Genomic DNA, 19162 nt, shown 5'->3' with positions numbered 1-19162 from the left:
ACCTGCGACAAACCTGGGCGCTTGAGCTTCGGGCTTCGGGCGAGGGCTCCTGGGGGGCTGAGCTGGGGGATCGAGGGTGGCGGGTGGCCCGGGGCTTGAGCTTCGGGGGTCGAGCCCTGCTTGTGAGGAGTGGTTGGTTCTTGTTTCCCACCCACCCTCCCCACCTCGGAGGTTGACGTTTTGTGATCGGGTTGCCACGCAGGGTGAGTAGCGTCTAGCGTGCCCCTGAACGCAAAAACGGCCTCCGCCGGGTGTTGACGCACCTGACGGAGACCTCACCAACTAGATCAAGGCGTTGATCTTTATGGCTGCTTCGCAGTTTAGTGTTGCGCCGCCGCGCGTGCACGCTCCTTCGTATTCGATGGCCAGTGCCGGGTACGGCAAGCGTTCGGTTGCCGGTCAACCGGGCCGTTCCGCCGATGATTTCGCGCTGCTGCCGGGGCGTGAGGCGGCCATTGCCGGGTTCATCGACCGGCTGCCCGACGGGGCCGATATCTCGGTGAAAGCGCTGGCCAAGGTGATGGAGTACGGGCAGTGCGCCTTACGGACCGCCCTGAACTTCCTTGAGGGGGCCGGGCATCTGCTGCGGCGACGGGAGAGGGTGGTCGGGCCCGGCGGTGGACGGTGGGTCACCCGTACGTGGTTCTCCCGCACCGCCCGCGATGATGACGCCTGGGGTGCACCCGTCGATGCGGGCGAGCCGACCACGGGGACGGCGACCGTCGCGGCCCAGACCCCGGCCCCGGCCCAGGCACCGGCTCCGGCTGCGGCTCCGGTCGCGGCACCCGGCACACGGGCGGGGCGGTCGCGAGGCTATCTCGTGCTCGCCTCGGTCGGGCGGCGGTGTTCCGCGCTGTCGTTGTCCGCCGCCGACTGTGAGGCTCTGGAGGCGCTGGTCGCCGAGTGGTTCGTACGCGGGGCCGGTGAGGAGGATGTGCTGCGGGCCCTCACCGACGGGCTGCCGTTACCGGTCCATTACCCGGCCGGGTTCGTACAGTCCCGGCTCATCGCCAAGCTGCCGCCCGAACCGGTGGATGTGCCGGTGGTGTCGCATCGGGCCGCCCCGGGCCGGGTGGAGTGCGGCACCTGCCGGGCGCCGGGGCAGCCGGAGGCGTTTGTCGACGGGGAGTGCGGCACCTGCCGGGGCGCGCCCGCCCCCGTACGCCACCCCGCCGTACTGCCACCGGACCGGGTCCGGGCCCGCGCCGCCGAGGCACGGAGCGCCGCCACCCGCGCGTAGGGGCTGCGCCGGGCGAGAGCCCCGCACGGCGGTGGCAATGGCGGCGCGCCAACTGATGGACGGACTTATGGGCCGGGAGTCATTCCCCGTCCTCGGCCGGGTTCCGGTCCCGCATCGCCTCGATGCCCGCGATGAGGAGTTCCAGCGCGAAGACGAAGTCGCGCTCGCGCATCTCCTCGACCGTGTCGCCGCCGCGCGCCGCCATCATCTCGCCCGCGTTGGCGAACGTCCCCTCGTACCCGGGCTGCCTCTCGACGGCTCCCATCGCCTGCCGGAAGTACGCGTCCTGGGTCAGCCCGGCGTCCGCGCAGCGCTGTACGAAGTGGCCCTCGATCGTGCCGAATCCGTACACGAACTGGAAGACCGCCGCCAGCCCGCCCATCTGGTCCTGGCGCGCCAGTCCCGTACGGCCCAGGACCGCCTGGACGGCCGCGGAGAACTCCATCGAACGCGGGCCGATGTTCAGGAACCTGCCGACGAGCGGCGAGACCCAGTGGTGCCCGACCAGCACCGACCGGTAGCTGGCGGCGAGTTCGCGGAGCTGGTCGCGCCAGTCGGCGTCCTCGTCGGCCAGGTCGGGGACGCGGACCTCGCCGAAGACCGCGTCGAGGGCGAGTTCGAGGAGGTCGTCCTTGGTGTCCACGTACCAGTAGAGGGACATCGCGGTCACCCCCAGCTCGGCGGCGAGCCGGCGCATGGAGAACTTCGCCGGGCCCTCCGCGTCGAGCAGCGCCACGCTGACGGCGGTGATGCGGTCGCGGTCGAGCCCGCCCGGATGGTCGGTGCCGGTTCCGGTGCCGGTGTCCGCGCGGTCGTTCCTGCGGCCGCGGCCCGCCGGTTTCCCTTCGAGCCATACGCTGGTACGGACGGGGCGCTGGGCGCTGCCGGCTTCGGACACCATGGGAAACCTCCTGGACATCTCATGCTATGCCGCACCCGCACCGGCGTCTGACGGCGCGTCCGCCCTCCCGCCCGCACGCCCCGTACGCTCCGCCCTGCGCAGCAGCAGCGCCGCCAGCACCCCGCCCGCGAGCACGGCCACGGCGCCGACGAGCTGGCTCGTCTCCAGCCCCGCGGCGAACGCCTCCGAGATCCGCAGCCGCTCCGCAGCCCCGTCCGCCGCCGCGAGCGCCGCGGGCAGCGAGGCGGCGCCCACGGCCGCCGGAACGAGGGCGGCGAAGCGGGCGTTGAGGACCGCGCCCAGGACCGCGACGCCGAGGCCGTTGCCGAACTCGGCCAGCGTGCCGTTGATCCCCGCGCCGACCCCGGCCTTCTCGGGCGGGATCGCGCTCATGATGGCGTTGGCCATGGCCGGCATGGAGAGCGCCACGCCCGCGCCCATCACGACCAGGCCGAGCAGCATCCCGCCGTAGCCGTGGGCGCCGAGCAGCGCGATCGAGGCAAGTCCGGCGGCCACCAGGGACATGCCGATGGCGATGAGCCCCGGGGTGCCGATCCTCGGCAGCAGCCGGGCCGCGACGCCGAGCAGGTTGAGGACGATGACGGTGAGCGCGAGCGGTGCCGTGCGCAGCCCGGCGTCGAGCGGCCCGTACCCCAGGACGAACTGGAGGTGCTGGGTCAGCAGGAAGAGCGAGCCGGTCATCCCGAAGGCGACCAGGACGGCGCCGCCGACCGCCCCGGTGAAGCGCTGGTCACGGAAGAAGCGCATGTCCAGCATCGGGTACGGGATCCGCAGCTCCCACCGGACGAAGCCGCCGAGGACGACGACCCCGACGGCTGCGGCGAGCAGCACCCGGCCCGACGTCCAGCCGTGGTCGGGGCCCGAGATGATCGCGTACACGACGGCGGTCATCCCGACGGTGGAGAGCAGCGCGCCGAGCAGGTCGGGACGGTCGCCCTCCTTGGTCCTCGACTCGGGTACGAGGGCGGCGACGGCGATCAGTGCGAGCACCGCGACGGGGATGTTGATCAGGAAGATCGCGCCCCACCAGAAGTGTTCGAGCATGACCCCGCCGAGCAGCGGACCGGCCGCGAAACCGAGGGAGCTGACGGTCGACCAGAGGGCGATCGCCTTGACGCGCTCGGTGTCGTCGAAGATCTGGACGACGACGGCGAGCGTGGTGGTGATCAGCAGTGCGCCGCCGACGCCCATGCCGGCGCGGGCGGCGATCAACTGCGCGCTGGTTCCCGAGAGTCCGGCCGCCAGGGAGCCGATCCCGAACAGCGCGAGCCCGGTGATCAGGAGCTTCTTGCGGCCGTAGCGGTCGGCGGCGTTGCCGGCGGTGAGCAGCAGCCCCGACTGGACGAGGGAGTAGGCGTTGACCATCCACTGGATGTCGGCGGTGGAGGCGCCCAGCTCGCGGGTGAGGGAGGGGATCGCGACGCTGAGGATGGTGTTGTCCAGCAGCACGGTGATCTGGGCGAGACAGATGACACCGAGGATGAGCCAGCGCTGGGGGTGGGGGGCGGGGGTGACCGGGTTCTGGGCGGGCGCTGTCGGCATGGGGGACTCCTTGAACGCCTTGTACGGTGTATGGGACTCACGTCGCCATACACCGTACAAGGTTTTTCCCTTACGCCGTATAGGCAATTTGGGTGAACATGGTCAGGAGGCCTTCCGCGTCAGGTCGTAGAGCGTCGTGCCGTCCACGGTGACCTTCTTGAAGGTGGCCTCCACCCAGGTGGTGATGGACGAGCTGCCGTTGCCGCCGGGGCCGCCGCCGCTGCCCGAGAGGAAGTAGTGGATCTTCCCGTCGGCCACGTACTTCTTGAACTGGGCGAGGGTCGGGGACGGGTCGCTGCCGTTGAAGCCGCCGATGGCCATGACGGGCTTCTCGGTGGCGAGCTGGTAGCTGGCGGCGTTCTGGGAGCCGATGGCCGCGGCGACCCAGGTGTAGTCCGAGGCGTTCTTTTTGAGGGCCGCCTCGACTTCGGTGCTGACGTTCTGGCCGTTGAGAAGGCCGCCCATGCCGCCGCCTCCCATGCCGCCGCGCTCGCCCATGGCGCCGCCGCCGGGCAGGCCGCCGGGCATCCCGCCGGCCTGCTGCTGACCGTTCTGGCCGTTCGCGCCTGTCTGGCCTGTCTGGCCGTTCTGCGTGGGCGGCTGCCCCATACCCTGGCCGCCGCCACCGGTCGGGGGCTGCCCCATGCCCTGGCCCTGAGCCTGGCCCTGAGCCTGTCCTTGGCCCTGAGCCTGGCCCTGCTGGCCGGGCATCCCCATTCCGCCGCCATCGCCCCCGCCGGGGAAGCCGCGCCGGCCTCCCCCGCCGAAGCCGCCCATCGAGGCCGGGCCCGCCGTGACGATCGAGCCGGTGTGCGCGCTGTTGACCGTGGTCAGGGTGTACGCGAACGGACCCGCCAGCGCGGCCACCGCGGCGAGACCCGCCGCGCCGAGCGCAAGCCGCCGCCCCAGCCGTCCCACGCACAGCAGTCCGGCCGCGGCCACCAGACCGCCGATCAGCACCGCCCAGCGCAGCCACGGCAGGTAGTCCGTGGTCCGGCCGAGCAGGACGAACGCCCAGACCGCGGTCGCCGCGGCCGTCACCGCGAGCGTCGCCGACGCCAGGAGGTGCGCCCGCTCCTCCCACAGCACCGCGACGCCCATGCCGATGACGGCGGCGATGTACGGGGCCAGGGCGACCGTGTAGTACTGGTGGAAGATGCCGGCCATGAAGCTGAAGACGCCCATCGTCATCAGCAGCGCGCCACCCCACACGAGGAACGCCGAGCGCGCCGTGTCCGTACGCGGGCTCCTGCGGGTGATGACGAGTCCGGCGACGAGCAGGATCAGCGCGGCGGGCAGCAGCCAGGAGATCTGGCCGCCGACCTCGGAGTTGAACATCCGGCCGATGCCGGTCTCACCCCACATGCCACCGCCGCCACCGCCGCCAGGGCCACCGGCGCCTCCGCCGCCGCCCCCGACGCTGCCGGTCTCGTTGCCGTTGATGCGGCCGAGACCGTTGTAGCCGAAGGTCAGTTCAAGGAAGGAGTTGTTCTGCGAGCCGCCGATGTACGGGCGGGAGGACGCGGGCCACAGCTCCACGATCGCGACCCACCAGCCGCCCGCGGCCACCATCGCGCCCGCCGCCAGGGCGAGCTGACCGAACCTGCGCCGTACGGACGTGGGCGCGCAGACCGCGTACACCAGGGCCAGCGGCGGCAGGATCAGGAACGCCTGGAGCGTCTTCGTCAGGAAGGCGAGGCCGATCGCGACCCCCGCCCACACCAGCCACTTCGTCCGGCCCGCCTCCAGCGCGCGCAGCACGCAGTAGATGGTGACGGTCATCAGCAGCGCGAGCAGCGCGTCCGGGTTGTTGAAGCGGAACATCAGCGCGGCGACCGGCGTCAGCGCCAGGACGACGCCCGCGGTGAGCCCCGCGACCGGGCTGAAGCGGCGGCGTACGGCGGCGTACAGCACCGCGATCGTCCCGACGCCCATCAGCACCTCGGGCACCAGGATCTGCCACGAGCCGAGCCCGAAGAGCCGTACGGACAGGGCCATCGGCCAGAGCGCGGCCGGCGGCTTGTCGACAGTGATCGAGTTCGCGGCGTCGGAGGAGCCGAAGAAGAACGCCTTCCAGCTCTCGCTGCCCGCCTGGACCGCCGCGGAGTAGAAGGAGTTGGCGTACCCCGAGGCGCTCAGGTTCCAGAGCTGGAGGAGCGCGGTGGCCAGCAGGAGGGCGAGCAGGGCCGGGCGCACCCAGGCAGGGTCCTCCGGCCTGCCCCGCCGGAGGCGGGCGGCGCGTCCGGCGCCGGCGGCGCGGCGGGCGTGGCGGTCCGCCGCCAGGGCGGGCCCGTCGGGCTGAAGGGTCGTGGTCATCGGGCATTCCTTGAGGAGAGAGCGGCGGAGGAGCGAGCGGCGGAGCGAGCGTCCGTGGGGTCGTCGGTGCGCCGGTCCGGGAAGACCCAGGCGCGCAGGAGCAGGAAGCGCAGCACCGTCGCGGCGAGGTTGGCGGCGATCAGTACGGCCAGTTCTGTGGAGTGCGCGGGGTTGCCGGTGGCCGCGTCCAGGGCCGCGAGCGAACCGCTGGTCAGGGCGAGGCCGATCGCGAAGACAACCAGGCCCTGGGCCTGGTGGCGGACGGCGCCGTCCCGGCCGCGTACCCCGAAGGTGAGCCTCCGGTTGGCGGCGGTGTTGACGATCGCCGAAACCAAGAGGGCGGCGGCATTGGCGAGTTGTGGACTCGCTGTGGCGCGGAAGAGCGAGTACAGGAGAAGATAGAAGAGCGTGGACAGGGCGCCCACGACACAGAAGCCGACCAGTTGCCTGGCGAGACCGCCGGGAACCCCACTGATCCGGCGGTCCCTCGGATCGTCCCCGAAGGGCCTCGCCAGCCGGTCCAAAGGCAGCGCGCCCACCGCGAGCGCACGCCCCACGCGCCAGACGCCCTTCAGATCCTCGGTCGCGGTGCTGATGATGTTCACCGTGGATTCGGGGTCGTCGATCCAGTCGACCGGCACCTCATGGATCCGCAGTCCGGCGCGCTCGGCGAGCACCAGCATTTCCGTGTCGAAGAACCAGCCGGTGTCCTCGACCATCGGCAGCAGCCGCTGGGCGACATCACGCCGTATCGCCTTGAACCCGCACTGGGCGTCACTGAACCGAGCCGACAGGGAGGACTTGAGAATGAGGTTGTAGGCCCGCGAGATGAACTCGCGCTTCGGCCCCCGCACGACCCGCGACGACCGGGAGAGCCGGGAGCCGATCGCCAGATCGGAGTGCCCGGAGATCAGGGGGGCGACCAGCGGCAGCAGCGCGTTCAGATCGGTGGAGAGGTCCACGTCCATGTAGGCGAGGACGGGCGAGTCGGAGTGCGACCAGACGGTCCGGAGCGCCCTCCCACGCCCCTTCTCCTCCAGGCGGTACGCCCGTACCTCCGGCAGCTCCGCGTCCAGCCGGGCGGAGACCTCGGGGGTGCGGTCGGTGCTCGCGTTGTCCGCGATCGTGATCCGGAAGCTGTACGGGAAGGTACGGGCGAGATGGTCGTGCAGACGCCGCACACATGGTTCGAGGTCCTGCTCCTCGTTGTAGACGGGAACGGTCACGTCGAGTACGGGGGCCTCGGTCACCTCGACCGGGAGATGCTCCCGGGCCGGGAGGGTGCCCCATGAAGTGTCGGTTCGCATGGTCAGACACTCGCGGGGCGCGCTGTCACGGCCGTGTGGTGAGCCTGTGCCCTGTCTGTGAGTCGTACGGGACCGGCCCCCGCGGCGCCCCAGCGTCCCGTGGGGTTGCCGTCGCCGTACCCGTGGCCGTATCGGTGCCCAGCGGGGCCGGCGCGTACGGCAGCCGTACGGAGAAGACGGTCCGGCCCGGCACGCTCTCCACCACCACGGTCCCGCCGTGCGCGGTGACGACGGCCTGGACGATCGCCAGACCGAGCCCGGTGGACCCGGCCGCGCGGGAGCGCGAGGCGTCGCCGCGCGCGAAGCGTTCGAAGACATGGGGGAGCAGCCCGGGAGGGATACCCGGCCCGTCGTCCCGCACATCGAGCACGACCGAGGCACCGTCCCGGCGCACGCGGGCGACGACGGTGGTGCCGGGCGGCGTGTGCGTACGGGCGTTGGCGAGGAGGTTGACGAGGACCTGGTGGAGCCGGGAGGCGTCACCGTGCACGAGGGCGGGCGGCTCCTCCGGCCCCGGCAGCTCCAGCCGCCAGTGGTGGCCCTGCCCGGCGGCGTGCGCGTCACTGAGCGCGTCCACGACCAGCGGGGAGAGATCGGTGGCCTCGTACGAGAGCGGGCGTCCCGCGTCGAGCCGTGCCAGCAGCAGCAGATCCTCGACCAGCCCGGTCATCCGTTCCGCCTCTGCCTCGATCCGGCCGAGCGCGTACCGGGTGTCGGGGCCGGTCTCCTCCCGGCCGCGCCGGGTCAGTTCGGCGTACCCGCGGATGGAGGCCAGCGGTGTCCGCAGCTCATGGCCCGCGTCGGCGACGAACTGCCGGACGCGCGTCTCGCTCTCCTGCCGGGCGGCGAGCGCGGAGCCGACGTGCCCGAGCATCCGGTTGAGCGCGGCGCCGACCTGCCCGACCTCGGTACGGGGATCGGCCTCGGCGGCGGGCACCCGTACGAGCGGCGCCACCTCCCCGCTGTGCAGCGGCAGTTCGGAGACCTGGGTGGCGGTGGTCGCGACCCGCCGCAGCGGGCGCAGCGCCACCCCGACGAGGGCCCCGCCGGCGATCCCGGCCGCGACCAGACCGGCGAGCGTGACACAGACCTCCACGAGGACAAGGGTGTTGAGGTTGTCCTGGACGTCCTTGAGCGGGATGCCGACGAGGAAGTCGCCCTTGAAGCCCTCGATGTACGTGACCCGGTAGTCGCCGAGTCCCGGCAGCGTGACCGTGTGCGGGCCGCTGTCCCGCGCGACGGTGGCGAGGGCGGCGCTCTGTGCCGGGGTGAGGTCCTTGTTCGAGACCGGCGGCCAGGAGGAAGAGCTCTTCTGCTCGTCGCTGACGAGGCCGCGGCCGACCGTACCGTCGGCCGAGACCACCGCGCCGACCGTGCCGAGCGGCGCGCCACCGCCGGTGACCACCTCCAGCGGATCCTTGCTGCCGCCGGGGATCCCGCCGGGCGGCGGGGTGTCGGCGACGGCCCCGTCCCGGGGCCCCGCGGCGCGTTCCGCGACGGACCGCACCTGCTGGTCCAGCTGGCCGTACAGATAGGAGCGGAAGGCGATCGTGGTGACCGCCCCGATCACCGCGGCCACCACGGCGATCAGCGCGACCGCCGACACCACCAGCCGGGTCCGCAGCGACCAGCGCCGCCCCTTCACCCCTCTGGTGCCTTTCGGACGCGTCATCGCGGGGCGTCACCGGGCTCGCCGGGCTTGATCAGATAGCCGGCGCCGCGCCGGGTGTGGATCATCGGCGGGCGGCCTGCGTCGATCTTCCGGCGCAGGTAGGAGATGTACAGCTCGACGACGTTGGCCTGGCCGCCGAAGTCGTACGACCAGACCCGGTCCAGGATCTGGGCCTTGCTCAGCACCCGGCGCGGGTTGCGCATCAGATAGCGCAGCAGCTCGAACTCGGTCGCCGTCAGGTGGATGGAGTGCCCGTCGCGGGTGACGTCGTGGCTGTCCTCGTCGAGGGTCAGGTCCCCCACCACCAGCAGCGACTCGCTCCGTACGGCCGCCGCGCCGGAGCGCCGGATCAGCCCGCGCAGCCGGGCCACGACCTCCTCCAGGCTGAACGGCTTGGTGACGTAGTCGTCCCCGCCCGCCGTCAGCCCGGCGATCCGGTCCTCGACGGAGTCCTTCGCGGTGAGGAAGAGCACCGGCACCTGCGGCAGCTCGCGGCGCAGCCGACCGAGGACGGCGAGACCGTCCATGTCCGGCAGCATCACGTCCAGCACCACGGCGTCGGGCCGGAACTCCCGCGCGCCCCGCACGGCACCGGCGCCGTCCCCGGCGCTGCGCACCTCCCAGCCCTCGTACCGCAGGGCCATGGAGAGCAGCTCGGTGAGCGAGGTCTCGTCGTCGACGACGAGCACACGGACGGGGCTCCCGTCCGGCCTGAGCATTTCGGTACGCCCGCGGGGCGAGGTGAGGGTCATGGTGCCCACCTTGGGCAAGCGCTCTGAGAGAGACCTTGCCGCTTCCTGTGAATCCCCTGAGAATGCGTGGCCGCCGGGGCACGCGGCTCACGGGCCCCGGCGGACGGTCATCCGGGCGGCGGCGAACGCGTCATCCGAACCCGGCGTCCCTCACCTCATCCGGGGCCGAGCCCGAAGAGCCGGGCCCCGTTCCCGTGGCAGACCGCGCGCAGCCAGCCGTCGCCGAGCCCGAGCCGTTCCAGGGCTTCGAGCTGATGGACGTACGGATACGGCAGGTTCGGGAAGTCCGTGCCCAGCAGGATCCGGTCGCCGAGATCGGCGAGCCGCGCCCGCTCCGCTTCCGGGAAGGGCGCGAACCCCTCGCTGAAGTCCGTGAAGGCCATCGTGGTGTCGAGCCGTACCTCACCGTACCGCTCCGCGAGATCCAGGAAGTCGGTGTACTCCGGCATCCCGAGGTGCGCGACGACCAGCCGCAGCCGCGGATGCGCCGCGAGCAGCCGCCCCACCGGTCCCGGCCCGGTGTGCTTCCCGGGCACGGGCCCCGAACCGCAGTGCATCACCACCGGCACACCGGCCTCGGCGAGCAGCCCCCAGGCAGGGCCGAGCAGCGGGTCGTTCGGGTCGTACGCTCCCACCTGGACGTGCGCCTTGAAGATCCGCGCACCGCCCTCGACGGCTTCCCGCACATACCGCCCGACGTCCTCCTCGGGGAAGAGCGTGGCGGTCCGCAGACAGTCGGGCGTACGGTCGGCGAAGCCGGCGGCCCAGCCGTTCAGCCAGCGGGCCATGCCCGGCTTGTGCGGGTAGACCATCGACGTGAACGCGCGCACGCCGAACGCGCGGAGCAGGGCGAGGCGTTCGGCCTCGTCGTGGCGGTAGGTGATGGGCCACTCCCGGCCGGTGAGGGGCCCGGCGGAGTCGAAGTAGGCCCACACCTTCCGCAGGACGCGGTCGGGCATGAAGTGGGTGTGGACATCGACGAGCGCGGGCACCCCGATCCGCTCCCGGAACCGCCGTACGGCATCCACCTCGCCACCCACCTCGTCACCCACCTCGTCACCCACCTCGTCGCCCATGTCAGAACAGCCCGTCCTGCACATCGCCACCGGCGCCCCGTACCTCCGCGACGGGCACGGTGACCGCGTCCGCGCCACCGCCCTCGACCAGCTCCCAGCCGCTCATGAGCCGCGTGTCCAGCACGACCACCTCCCTCTCGTCACCGGCGGGGGCAAGATGCAGATCGGGCCCGGCGGCGGCGACCAGCCGCCCCGCGACGCTCCCCCCGTCGACCAGTTCGCCCACTACCCCGCTCACCGCCGCCGTATCCGTACGCTCCAGCCCGAACACCCCGGCGTGGTCAACGGCGCCGAAGGTCAGCCGCTCCAGCGACTGCGGCCACCCCTCCAGCGCCGCCGCCCGGGCGTGCAGCCGCTCCACCTGGCCCGCCCGCTCGACCGGCCCCGGCAGCGCGTACCGTACGGCCCGCTTCGCCGCGTACGGGATACGGTCCGGCACCCCGAGCCCCCTGCGCACCAGCTCCTCCGTCCGCCGCGCGGCCATCAGCGGCCCCCGCCCGAGCCAGGAGAACACCACCGCGCCCTGCTCCAGCAACCGCGCGGACCCGCGCTGCTCGGCGGTGATCCCGACCTTCACCATGCCGGGCCCGAACCACGCCAGGTAGACGCGGTAGGTGCGCGGATCGTCGGCGAGGGTGTCGGCGGCCACGGAGTGCGCCCGCTCCAGCCGCGCACACTCCCCGCACCGCCCGCCGGTACTCCGCCCGGGGATCACCGCCCCGAGGGGGCACACATTCCCCCGCGCCCCGACACACCCCCGCGCCCCGACGGCACGGAACCCCAGGTCACGCCCGTACACCAACACACTCTCCCGCCGCTCCCCACCTCTCTCCCCACCTCTCTCCCCACCCCGCTCCCCACTCCGCCGCCACCGCAGCACGGGCCCCCCGCCGTCCCACCGCAGCCCGTCGCACCACCACGCCATCCGCGTACCTCCTCCTGTGCCGTGATGCCAGAATGCCGTCTTCGACGGGCCGGAAGGACACCCCATGAACAAACCGACCGCGGCACACGAGGCGGACGCACCCGAGCACCCCCAGCCCCCGGCATTCACCCGCTACCAGAGCACGGTCCGGAGCCCCCGCGGCCACTACCCCGGCGTCTTCGCCCTGGCCAACGGCCTGGCGAGGAGCGGCGCCCTGACCGAGGAGCAGTGGCGCTTCTGGCGGGCCGGCAACGACTGGTACGACGCCAACTACCCCGACCCGTCCACCGTCGACCCCCTGGTCTACGACCCGGACCACAACCCGGGAGCGGTCGCCTGGTTCAAGTCCTCGCCCGAGGCGGAGCCACTGATCGCGCGCCTTGCCGGCTACCTGGAACTCCTCACGGCGCACGGCGTCGGCTGGCACGAACTGCGCTCGACTGACCCGGGCAGGGTGGTCTACGAGGACGCGTACCAGGTGGTCGTGGTCCCGTACGGCCCGGACCCCGCCCAGGAGGGGCGCTGACCGCCAGGACCGTACCGGCGGTGGACGACATGCCGCGCCACCACCTGAGCCGGTCCACCGCGGCCAGTGCCATGACGGCACGCTCGCCGGCCACGGAGCCCGCGCGAAAACCCGTTGGCGGACCACGGCGACCACTGCTACTTTCCCGGAGGCCGTGCGAGAGAACGAGGAGGTGGTACCCGTGAACGCAGTATCGACATGGGTGCTCCCCTCCGGGGTCACGGTCGGGCGATAGGTCGTCCGGGAGCGCCGTTCACGAGCACTCCCGAAAGGCACGACCATGCGATTCACTTCTGAACATCGCCTCGACGACGGCATCCTGGAACGCGAATTCACCCTCGGCGAGATCCCCGGCACCCTGTGGACGCCCGAATCCGCCGCACCCGTCCCGCTGATCCTGATGGCCCACAACAACGGCCTGCCCAAGGGGGAACCCCGGCTGGTGGCCCGGGCCCGGCACTCCGCGTCGTACGGCTACGCGGTGGCCTCCATCGACGCCCCCGGGTGCGGCGACCGGCCCCGTTCCGCCGCCGACGAGCAGGCCCGCGCCGACCTCCGCCGGGCGATGCGGGCCGGCGAGCCGGTCGACGAGATCTTCGAGTCCTTCATCGGCCCGCTGGTCGAAAAGACGGTCCCGGAATGGCGGACCACCCTGGATGCCCTCCTCGCGCTGCCCGAGATCGGCGGCCCGGTCGGGTACTCGGGGTGGACCGCCGTCGGCATCCGGCTGGCGGTGGCCGAACCGCGCATCGCGGCCGCCGGTTTCTTCGCCGGGGGGTACGTGCCCCACGCCCAGCGCGAGGAGGCCCGGCGGGTCACCGTTCCGCTGCTGCTCCTGCTGCAGTGGGACGACGAGGGGAACCCCCGGCAGCGGGCCCTGGACCTGTTCGACGCCTTCGGCACCAAGGAGAAGACGCTGCACGCCAATATGGGCGGGCACACCGGTACCCCGTGGTTCGAGGTGGACGACGGGAACCGGTTCTTCGGCCGGCACCTGAAGTGACGCCGGGCCGAAAGGCCGGCAGCGGACGGTAGGCGGTAGGCGATGTCCGCCGGATGCCGTTCATCGAGGACGGGTCCCGGCCCTCCTCGATGACGGCGCCCGGCACCGCTTCGGCTCAGGACGACGGGCTCTCGGGCACACCCTCGCGGCCGGTGCCTTCCGCCGATCAGGCCGAGGACAGCTGTTCCGCGATCTCCTTGACCCAGGCGGCGCTCTTCGCCGGGTCGTTGAGGGATTCCGCCCACTCGTCCGGAGACAGCCGCTGGTGGGCGGGGCCTGATTTGAGAGCGACGAGAAGGGCTCTGGCCGAGTTCCTCATTTCGGGCGATGTGTCGCCGCTGCCCTTGATGTCCGCGCCCGCGGCCAGTCCGTAGAGTTTACGAGCCATGGCCTGGCGTTCACCGTTCTCCACCTTCTTCCAGAACTTCAGGGCCTCCTTCAGCGCATCCTCCCGGGAAGCGGGCTCCGCCGACGTCTGCTCCTCCGCCCAGCGTTCGGGGTGGCGGGCACCGTCGTAGCGCTTCTTGCCCGCGCGGCCCGCGCGGTAGGCGGTGACCCCGAGGATGAGGCCGGCCGCGCCCGCGGCGAGGCCCCAGCCGACCGGGTTGCTCGCCAGTCCGGCACCTCCCGCCGTGGCGGCGACCGCCGTCACGATGCCGCCCGCGGCCTTGGTGGACTCGCCCACGGCGGTCAACGCCTGCTTGCCCATCTTGTTGCGCTGCTTGCCGAGCGCGTACGTGTGCACCGTGTCCATCGTGTTCACGTCCTCGGCCTGCCGGACGTCTCTCGCGGCGTCGCGGGCGTCACCCATCGCCGACCAGGCCGCGTCGATGGCGCCGGAAACGCGCTCCAGCCGGTCCTCACCCTCGTGACCCCAGTGGGCGTCCAGCGCGACATACGCCTCGGCCGCGGCCCATTCCGCTTCCTGCCGCGCCTGGTCCAGCCGGCCCAGTGCCTCGTCGTCGACCCGGTCGGACTTCCCGAGCCCTTTCAGGGCGCGGTATTTACGGGCCGTCAGCCCGACCCGGCCCGCCGCACGGACCCCCTTCACCGCGCCGACAACACCGGAGCCGATGCCGCTCGCCTCGGACGCCGTCGCGGCGCCCGCCGCCTTCTGGGCCTTGGTCAGCTCCTTGGCGATACCGAGGGCGTAGCTTCCGGAGCTGGCGGCGCCGATGACCGCGTCGGCCGATTTGGTGTTGGCCTTCTTGTCCGCTCCGTGGAAGGCGGCCCCGGCCTTGTGCTTCTTGGCGTCCTTCTTGGCCTTGGCCGCTTCCATGCCACTGAGCAGGGTGCCGGCGGTCTCCGTGACGAGGTTCCCCGACGCGGCGGCGGTCCCCGAGGAGCCGGCGGACTGCTTGAGGCCCTCGTTGGCGGTGGCGGAGGCCTGCTGGGAGAAGCCCGCGTTGGCGGGCACATGGACGCCCTTGACGAAGGTGTCGATGAGCTCGAAATTCTTCTTGAGCTTGTCGAGGATCTTGGCGATCCGGTCGCGAAAACTCTTCGACCCGGAGGACGCGTTGCCGTTCTCCGGCGCCTTCCCTTTCGCGGTACCCCTGGCCCGCTGCACCGCCGCGGTCGCGGCCCGGTTGCCGGCGCTGGACTGGATCTCAAGGAGGGCGCGCTCCGCCGAGTTCCCGGACGCACTCCCGTCCCGGCGCTGCCGGTTCGGCATCGGAGCAGCCACTAACTGCCGAGTTGAGGTGCGGTACACCGGGGCGTTCATGGACGTACCTCTCCTCTGCCGGACCAAGGCGACTGGAGAGTAGCCACGCGTGGCGAACGGAAGGGGTGCAGCGGGGAAACACTTCACAGATCGCACGGAACGCGTTGTGGTGGATGCGGGAGGAGGAAGCACGGCTCACGCTTCCCTCACCTCACCAAGTGCAGCCGGCGGCCACCTCTCCCGTTCTACGTGGCGAGGATCTCCCCGAACACACGTGGCACCCACTGATCGAGCCGGTTGCCGAACTCCGCCGCTGACTCGATGCCGAAGGCCGGCAGGGTTCCGGCGTCGTCGAGACCGGCGAGGAAGTCCACGTCGGCCCAGCCGCCGCGGAAGAGCACCACGGACAGTTCGGTGTGCGCCGGGCCGGTGATGAGCACGCCGACCGAGTCGGGGTCACGCACGATCGCCCGGTCGGTCTCGAATCGCTGGGGCCATGGCGCGGCTTCGTCCCGCCATGTCATCCGCCCGACCTCAAGGCCGGCCCTCAGCAGGCCGGCAGCCCGCTCGTCAATGACCGCGGCCGCCTGATCGAGATCAACGACTCGTTCCATGAACCGATCATGCTCCGCCCCGGTGCCGTATTCCACCGGCTCACGCTCCGGGAATCCGCCGGCCCCTCGCCTACGTGGCGTCCACCATCAGGGTGTAGTCCACACCGACCGTGAAATCGCCGGACCGGCCGCGGATCGTCAACGTGTGCTTTCCGGGCTCCAGCGGAGGCAGTTGGACCCAGAGTCCGCAGGCCGTCGTGGTGAAGCGTCCGCCCGTGCCCGTGACGGGGTTGCCGGCGACGCTTTCCACCTCGATCGGCTCGCCCCGCTGAGTGTCCGGGGCGACGTTCTTCCCGTCCAGAACGGCGGCCCCCTCGGCTGTCCTCATGAACCCCGCGCAGTCCGCCGGCTCACCGATCCGGTTCAGCAAGGGGAAGGCGATCGGCACTCCGGCGGGGACGCCGCACGTGCGCTCGGTGTGCGTGCCGAAGGTGCCGGCGAGGAACCACACGTCCGGCGGCTGGTTCCGCTCGCACGCGCTGCCGTTCTGATCGGCGACCGGGTTCGTCAGCTCGGGCTCCGTCGACGCCCACGTCCACCACCGGCTCTGCAGCGTCCCGGAAGAAAGGCGATCTTCTCCGTCCTCTCCAGCTTCCCCGGCCCTTGTCCCGCACCCCACGAGCGCGGCCAGCATCACAGCCGTGAGCCCCGCCCCGACCGTACGGATCTTCATGAGTGCCCCTCCACCCCCTCGCACGAATGCTTCGACTCCCCAGCCGTCATGCGATACAAGCGGTCACCCTAACCGGGAACCGGCACCGAACCCGCACCCTTCTGATCCGCCGCTACGGGGGCCGATTCCTCGCACGCCGTGGAAAAAAGTCGCGCGTCGCTGTCGATCCGGCCACCTCCCGTTCGACGTAATTGTGTGCGGCGCTCCGCCGCACGATGACGCGACAGGACCTGACGAGGACAGACATGGATCAACTACTGAGAGTGATGAACTTCAACGTCTCGAGTGACGGAATCGCAGCCGGGGAGGCCCAGAGTTTCGAGCGGCCGTTCGGCTTCGACCATCCCGAGAGGCTGTTCGCCTGGGCCGGAGCCACGGCGAGCTGGCCCATGCGCACGGATTCCGGCGGGAGCCGGGGCCTGGACGACTACTTCACGCGCGACTTCGCACGCAACATCGGCGCCGAGATCATGGGCCGCAACAAGTTCGGACCCCAGCGCGGGCCCTGGCAGAACCATGAATGGCGCGGCTGGTGGGGGGAGGAGCCCCCGTTCCGCACGCCGGTGTTCGTCATGACCCACCACGAGCGTCCGTCGTTCACGCTCTCCGACACCACGTTCCACTTCGTCGACGGCGATCCGGCCACGGTCCTCGAACGGGCGCGGGAAGCGGCGCAGGGCAAGGACGTCCGACTCGGCGGCGGGGTCACCACCATCCGGCAGTTCCTCGATGCCGGCCTCGTCGACACCCTGCATGTGGCGGTCTCACCGGTAAGGCTGGGGTCCGGACTGCGGCTCTGGGAGTCCCCCGACGAACTGCTCGACCGGTTCCACCTGGAGGTTGTGCCCAGCCCGAGCGGCGTGACGCACCACCTGTTCTGGCGAAGGTGAGGCGGGGCCCCAAGTTCGGGCTGCGACGGTGAGGGGGCATCCGCCCCAGCGGATGCCCTTCCACGCGAGAGGCCCCCGGATTTCTCCCGGCCCGCGCAACCTGCCCTGCACGACACGCCCCGGAGCCAGATCTGGCCGGAGATCATCCAGATCGCCCTCGACCGGCTCGAAGCTCTGCCCAACCCTGGCTGACCAGCAGCATCCCCTCCCTGCTACCAGCACCATCTCAACCGGAGCCGTGGAACCCGGTGCCCACCCGGCATGACAGCCGGAACATCAGCCCTGCCCGCAAGCAGAAATCTTCACTCCGAACGAGCAGAGGGATCGTCAGCAATCTGACGACCCCTCATGCAAGACCGAGGTTAACGACACCCCTTCGACTGCGTCGGGCCCTTCTGCGTGAAAGGCCGAGCCTGGCCGGGGCGGGGCCCCGACGGCGAACTGTCGATCAGCGTGTCGCGGGCGGGATGCTCTGCTCGTACTGGAAGACGTTGCAGGGGTCGTACTTCGCCTTGATCTCGCGCAGCCGCTCGAAGTGCTGTCTCCCCCAGTAGGCGGTCTCCCACTCCTGCATGCCGACGTTCGGCACGTTGACGTAGGCGCCGTCCACGAAGCGGCGCATCGCCTGGCTGAATTCGGCGGTCCAGGCCTGGCACTCCGAGGTGAGCGGGTCGCAGACGCCTGGTGTCGTCGAAGGAGTCCCCCAGGCTGCGCCGATCTCGCCGTAGAAGATCGCGTCGCGGTGCACGAACGCGGTGCCGCCGCGGGGCTCCTCCTTGATCGCCCCGCCGAAGGCATCGACGAAGTAGTTGCTCTCCTCCGTGGGAGCGTTTCGCATGAAGTGGCCGATGACGTCGATCGCCTTCTTCGGGAACAGCTTCTTGGCGAACTGCGAGAAGAACTTCACGTTGGCGGGCTCCTGCGAGCGCGGGACCTGGGCTCCGGCATAGATGGGGCCCCAGTTACCGACCTGCACCGTCACATCGGGCGTGCCGATCGACAGGATCGGAGCCAGCAACTTTCTGGCCTCTGCCTCCGTGCCCTCCGCGAGCCACCCGAACAGCAGGATCTGGGACTTGTGGATCTCGACTTCGGATCCGAGGCGGTTGTCGGCGAACGGTACCGTACGCTGCCACGCATCGAAGATCCCATGCAGGTCCGTAAGGCCGTCCCAGGTCGCCTGCACATAGGCGATGCGCTTGAGCGGGTGCACCTTGTAGGTGAGTTGCGTGACGATTCCGAAGTTGCCGTTTCCCGCCCCACGGAGCGCCCAGAGCAGGTCCGAGTGGTCATTCAGGTCGGCATGGATCACTTCGGCGCAGTCGCGACCCGACGGGACGACGACCTCGGTCCCGATCAGGCTGTCACAGGCCATGCCGAGGTAGCGGTTGAGGGGGCCGAGGCCGCCGCCGACCGTCGCACCGACCAGGCCCACGCTGCCCTCGCTTCCGGTCGTGACCGCGAGGTCCCGCTCGGCGAGCGCCGTCACCGCTTCCAACTGGGTCAGGCCGGCGCCGACCGTCGCGATACCAGCGTCGGTGTTGATGTGGACCGACTTGAGCTGGCTGACGTCGATCACGATGCCGTTGTCGATGTTCGACCAGCCCTCCAGGGCATGGCGGCCGCTGCGTACCCGCAGTGCGACGTTGTGCTGCCGCGCCCAGGTGAGGGCGTTCACCACGTCCTGGGTCTCCTGGGCGAAGACGATGACCAGCGGGTAGTGAGAGAACAGCTGGTCGTAGTCGATGCGGTCATCCGTGTACGAGTCGTCACCGGGGCGGACGACGCGACCGGTCAGCTTCGCCGGCGGACATCCCGTCGACCTTTTGGTCGGGTCGCTCGCGGCCAGAAGGCCCGAGGTGCTTGCGGCCGCAATGTCCGGCGCGCCTGCGGCCGTGAGGCCCGGGATGACGACCGCCCCGGCACCGGCGGCCGCTGACGCTCTGAGCAGGTAGCGGCGGGAAAAATCGCTCAAGGTCCAAATCCTCTCGATCGGGCTACACCGCTACGCTGAGGGAGCCCTTACCCGCCAGCCGCC

Annotated in this window: 16 protein-coding genes; 4 read left to right on the top strand and 12 right to left on the bottom strand. The window is 71.2% G+C overall.

Going from position 1 to position 19162, the window contains the following annotated elements; genetic code table 11:
• The first annotated feature begins 340 nt into the window (after positions 1 to 340).
• The gene (locus ACFXKG_RS06305) at positions 341 to 1240 is read left to right on the top strand and encodes a hypothetical protein (RefSeq protein WP_384833207.1); all 900 of its coding nucleotides are present in this window, start codon (positions 341 to 343) and stop codon (positions 1238 to 1240) included.
• Positions 1241 to 1319: 79 nt separating this feature from the next.
• Here ACFXKG_RS06305 and ACFXKG_RS06300 read toward each other — a convergent pair whose 3' ends face one another.
• The 8 genes from ACFXKG_RS06300 to ACFXKG_RS06265 form a co-directional block, all read right to left on the bottom strand.
• Positions 1320 to 2141 carry a TetR/AcrR family transcriptional regulator gene (locus ACFXKG_RS06300; protein ID WP_384833203.1) on the bottom strand — a complete coding sequence of 274 codons (822 nt, stop codon included), beginning with the start codon at positions 2139 to 2141 and terminating at the stop codon, positions 1320 to 1322.
• Between the two features lie 24 nt (positions 2142 to 2165).
• Positions 2166 to 3704, bottom strand: a complete 1539-nt coding sequence (locus tag ACFXKG_RS06295) for an MFS transporter (protein WP_384833200.1) — start codon at positions 3702 to 3704, stop codon at positions 2166 to 2168.
• A 102-nt stretch (positions 3705 to 3806) separates the two neighbouring features.
• Positions 3807 to 6020: a glycosyltransferase family 39 protein gene (locus ACFXKG_RS06290; protein WP_384833197.1), complete on the bottom strand. Its 2214-nt coding sequence runs from the start codon at positions 6018 to 6020 to the stop codon at positions 3807 to 3809.
• On the bottom strand, positions 6017 to 7327 hold the full coding sequence (locus tag ACFXKG_RS06285; protein ID WP_384833194.1) for a glycosyltransferase: 1311 nt from the start codon (positions 7325 to 7327) through the stop codon (positions 6017 to 6019). Before ACFXKG_RS06285 ends, ACFXKG_RS06290 begins: the two co-directional genes overlap by 4 nt.
• Before the next feature lie 25 nt (positions 7328 to 7352).
• Complete coding sequence (locus ACFXKG_RS06280; RefSeq protein ID WP_384833192.1) at positions 7353 to 8999, bottom strand: sensor histidine kinase; 1647 nt, start codon at positions 8997 to 8999, stop codon at positions 7353 to 7355.
• Positions 8996 to 9751, bottom strand: a complete 756-nt coding sequence (locus ACFXKG_RS06275) for a response regulator transcription factor (RefSeq protein ID WP_382890128.1) — start codon at positions 9749 to 9751, stop codon at positions 8996 to 8998. Before ACFXKG_RS06275 ends, ACFXKG_RS06280 begins: the two co-directional genes overlap by 4 nt.
• 155 nt (positions 9752 to 9906) lie before the next feature.
• On the bottom strand, positions 9907 to 10827 hold the full coding sequence (locus ACFXKG_RS06270; protein WP_384833188.1) for an amidohydrolase family protein: 921 nt from the start codon (positions 10825 to 10827) through the stop codon (positions 9907 to 9909).
• Position 10828: 1 nt separating this feature from the next.
• Positions 10829 to 11752, bottom strand: coding sequence for a DUF2797 domain-containing protein (locus ACFXKG_RS06265; RefSeq protein WP_384833185.1), 924 nt, complete (start codon positions 11750 to 11752; stop codon positions 10829 to 10831).
• Positions 11753 to 11816: 64 nt separating this feature from the next.
• On the opposite strand from ACFXKG_RS06265, the gene ACFXKG_RS06260 reads away from it, so the two are divergent.
• Both ACFXKG_RS06260 and ACFXKG_RS06255 read left to right on the top strand, forming a co-directional pair.
• Entirely contained in the window at positions 11817 to 12278 is a 462-nt protein-coding gene (locus ACFXKG_RS06260; protein ID WP_384833182.1) for a hypothetical protein, read from the top strand.
• A gap of 280 nt (positions 12279 to 12558) precedes the next feature.
• A complete protein-coding gene (locus ACFXKG_RS06255; RefSeq protein WP_384833179.1) occupies positions 12559 to 13281 on the top strand; it encodes a dienelactone hydrolase family protein in 723 nt (240 codons plus the stop codon).
• 166 nt (positions 13282 to 13447) lie between these two features.
• Here ACFXKG_RS06255 and ACFXKG_RS06250 read toward each other — a convergent pair whose 3' ends face one another.
• From ACFXKG_RS06250 to ACFXKG_RS06240, 3 genes are all read right to left on the bottom strand, one after another.
• On the bottom strand, positions 13448 to 14956 hold the full coding sequence (locus tag ACFXKG_RS06250; protein ID WP_384833176.1) for a hypothetical protein: 1509 nt from the start codon (positions 14954 to 14956) through the stop codon (positions 13448 to 13450).
• 236 nt (positions 14957 to 15192) lie between these two features.
• The gene (locus tag ACFXKG_RS06245) at positions 15193 to 15597 is read right to left on the bottom strand and encodes a hypothetical protein (protein ID WP_384833172.1); all 405 of its coding nucleotides are present in this window, start codon (positions 15595 to 15597) and stop codon (positions 15193 to 15195) included.
• 34 nt (positions 15598 to 15631) lie between these two features.
• Positions 15632 to 16234: a signal protein gene (locus tag ACFXKG_RS06240; protein WP_384833169.1), complete on the bottom strand. Its 603-nt coding sequence runs from the start codon at positions 16232 to 16234 to the stop codon at positions 15632 to 15634.
• A 245-nt stretch (positions 16235 to 16479) separates the two neighbouring features.
• Between ACFXKG_RS06240 and ACFXKG_RS06235 the strand changes: the two genes are divergently transcribed.
• Positions 16480 to 17124: a dihydrofolate reductase family protein gene (locus tag ACFXKG_RS06235; protein WP_384833167.1), complete on the top strand. Its 645-nt coding sequence runs from the start codon at positions 16480 to 16482 to the stop codon at positions 17122 to 17124.
• A gap of 448 nt (positions 17125 to 17572) precedes the next feature.
• Here the strand turns inward: ACFXKG_RS06235 and ACFXKG_RS06230 are convergent, their stop codons facing one another.
• Positions 17573 to 19099 carry an FAD-binding oxidoreductase gene (locus ACFXKG_RS06230; protein WP_384833164.1) on the bottom strand — a complete coding sequence of 509 codons (1527 nt, stop codon included), beginning with the start codon at positions 19097 to 19099 and terminating at the stop codon, positions 17573 to 17575.
• Positions 19100 to 19162 lie beyond the last annotated feature (63 nt).

Origin of the sequence: Streptomyces sp. NPDC059255, assembly GCF_042752355.1 — a bacterium.
In the GTDB taxonomy this organism is placed as follows: domain Bacteria; phylum Actinomycetota; class Actinomycetes; order Streptomycetales; family Streptomycetaceae; genus Streptomyces.
Note: the sequence above shows the minus strand (reverse complement) of the source record. Positions and strands in the feature narration are given on the sequence as shown.

Bases quoted from the DNA above. Each gene is read 5' to 3' on its own strand.
- ACFXKG_RS06265 (WP_384833185.1), bottom strand. From the start codon at position 11,752: ATGGCGTGGTGGTGCGACGGGCTGCGGTGGGACGGCGGGGGGCCCGTG.
- ACFXKG_RS06290 (WP_384833197.1), bottom strand. From the start codon at position 6,020: ATGACCACGACCCTTCAGCCCGACGGGCCCGCCCTGGCGGCGGACCGC.
- ACFXKG_RS06260 (WP_384833182.1), top strand. From the start codon at position 11,817: ATGAACAAACCGACCGCGGCACACGAGGCGGACGCACCCGAGCACCCC.
- ACFXKG_RS06295 (WP_384833200.1), bottom strand. From the start codon at position 3,704: ATGCCGACAGCGCCCGCCCAGAACCCGGTCACCCCCGCCCCCCACCCC.
- ACFXKG_RS06270 (WP_384833188.1), bottom strand. From the start codon at position 10,827: ATGGGCGACGAGGTGGGTGACGAGGTGGGTGACGAGGTGGGTGGCGAG.
- ACFXKG_RS06285 (WP_384833194.1), bottom strand. From the start codon at position 7,327: ATGCGAACCGACACTTCATGGGGCACCCTCCCGGCCCGGGAGCATCTC.
- ACFXKG_RS06275 (WP_382890128.1), bottom strand. From the start codon at position 9,751: ATGACCCTCACCTCGCCCCGCGGGCGTACCGAAATGCTCAGGCCGGAC.
- ACFXKG_RS06280 (WP_384833192.1), bottom strand. From the start codon at position 8,999: ATGACGCGTCCGAAAGGCACCAGAGGGGTGAAGGGGCGGCGCTGGTCG.
- ACFXKG_RS06300 (WP_384833203.1), bottom strand. From the start codon at position 2,141: ATGGTGTCCGAAGCCGGCAGCGCCCAGCGCCCCGTCCGTACCAGCGTA.
- ACFXKG_RS06255 (WP_384833179.1), top strand. From the start codon at position 12,559: ATGCGATTCACTTCTGAACATCGCCTCGACGACGGCATCCTGGAACGC.
- ACFXKG_RS06250 (WP_384833176.1), bottom strand. From the start codon at position 14,956: ATGCCGAACCGGCAGCGCCGGGACGGGAGTGCGTCCGGGAACTCGGCG.
- ACFXKG_RS06240 (WP_384833169.1), bottom strand. From the start codon at position 16,234: ATGAAGATCCGTACGGTCGGGGCGGGGCTCACGGCTGTGATGCTGGCC.
- ACFXKG_RS06235 (WP_384833167.1), top strand. From the start codon at position 16,480: ATGGATCAACTACTGAGAGTGATGAACTTCAACGTCTCGAGTGACGGA.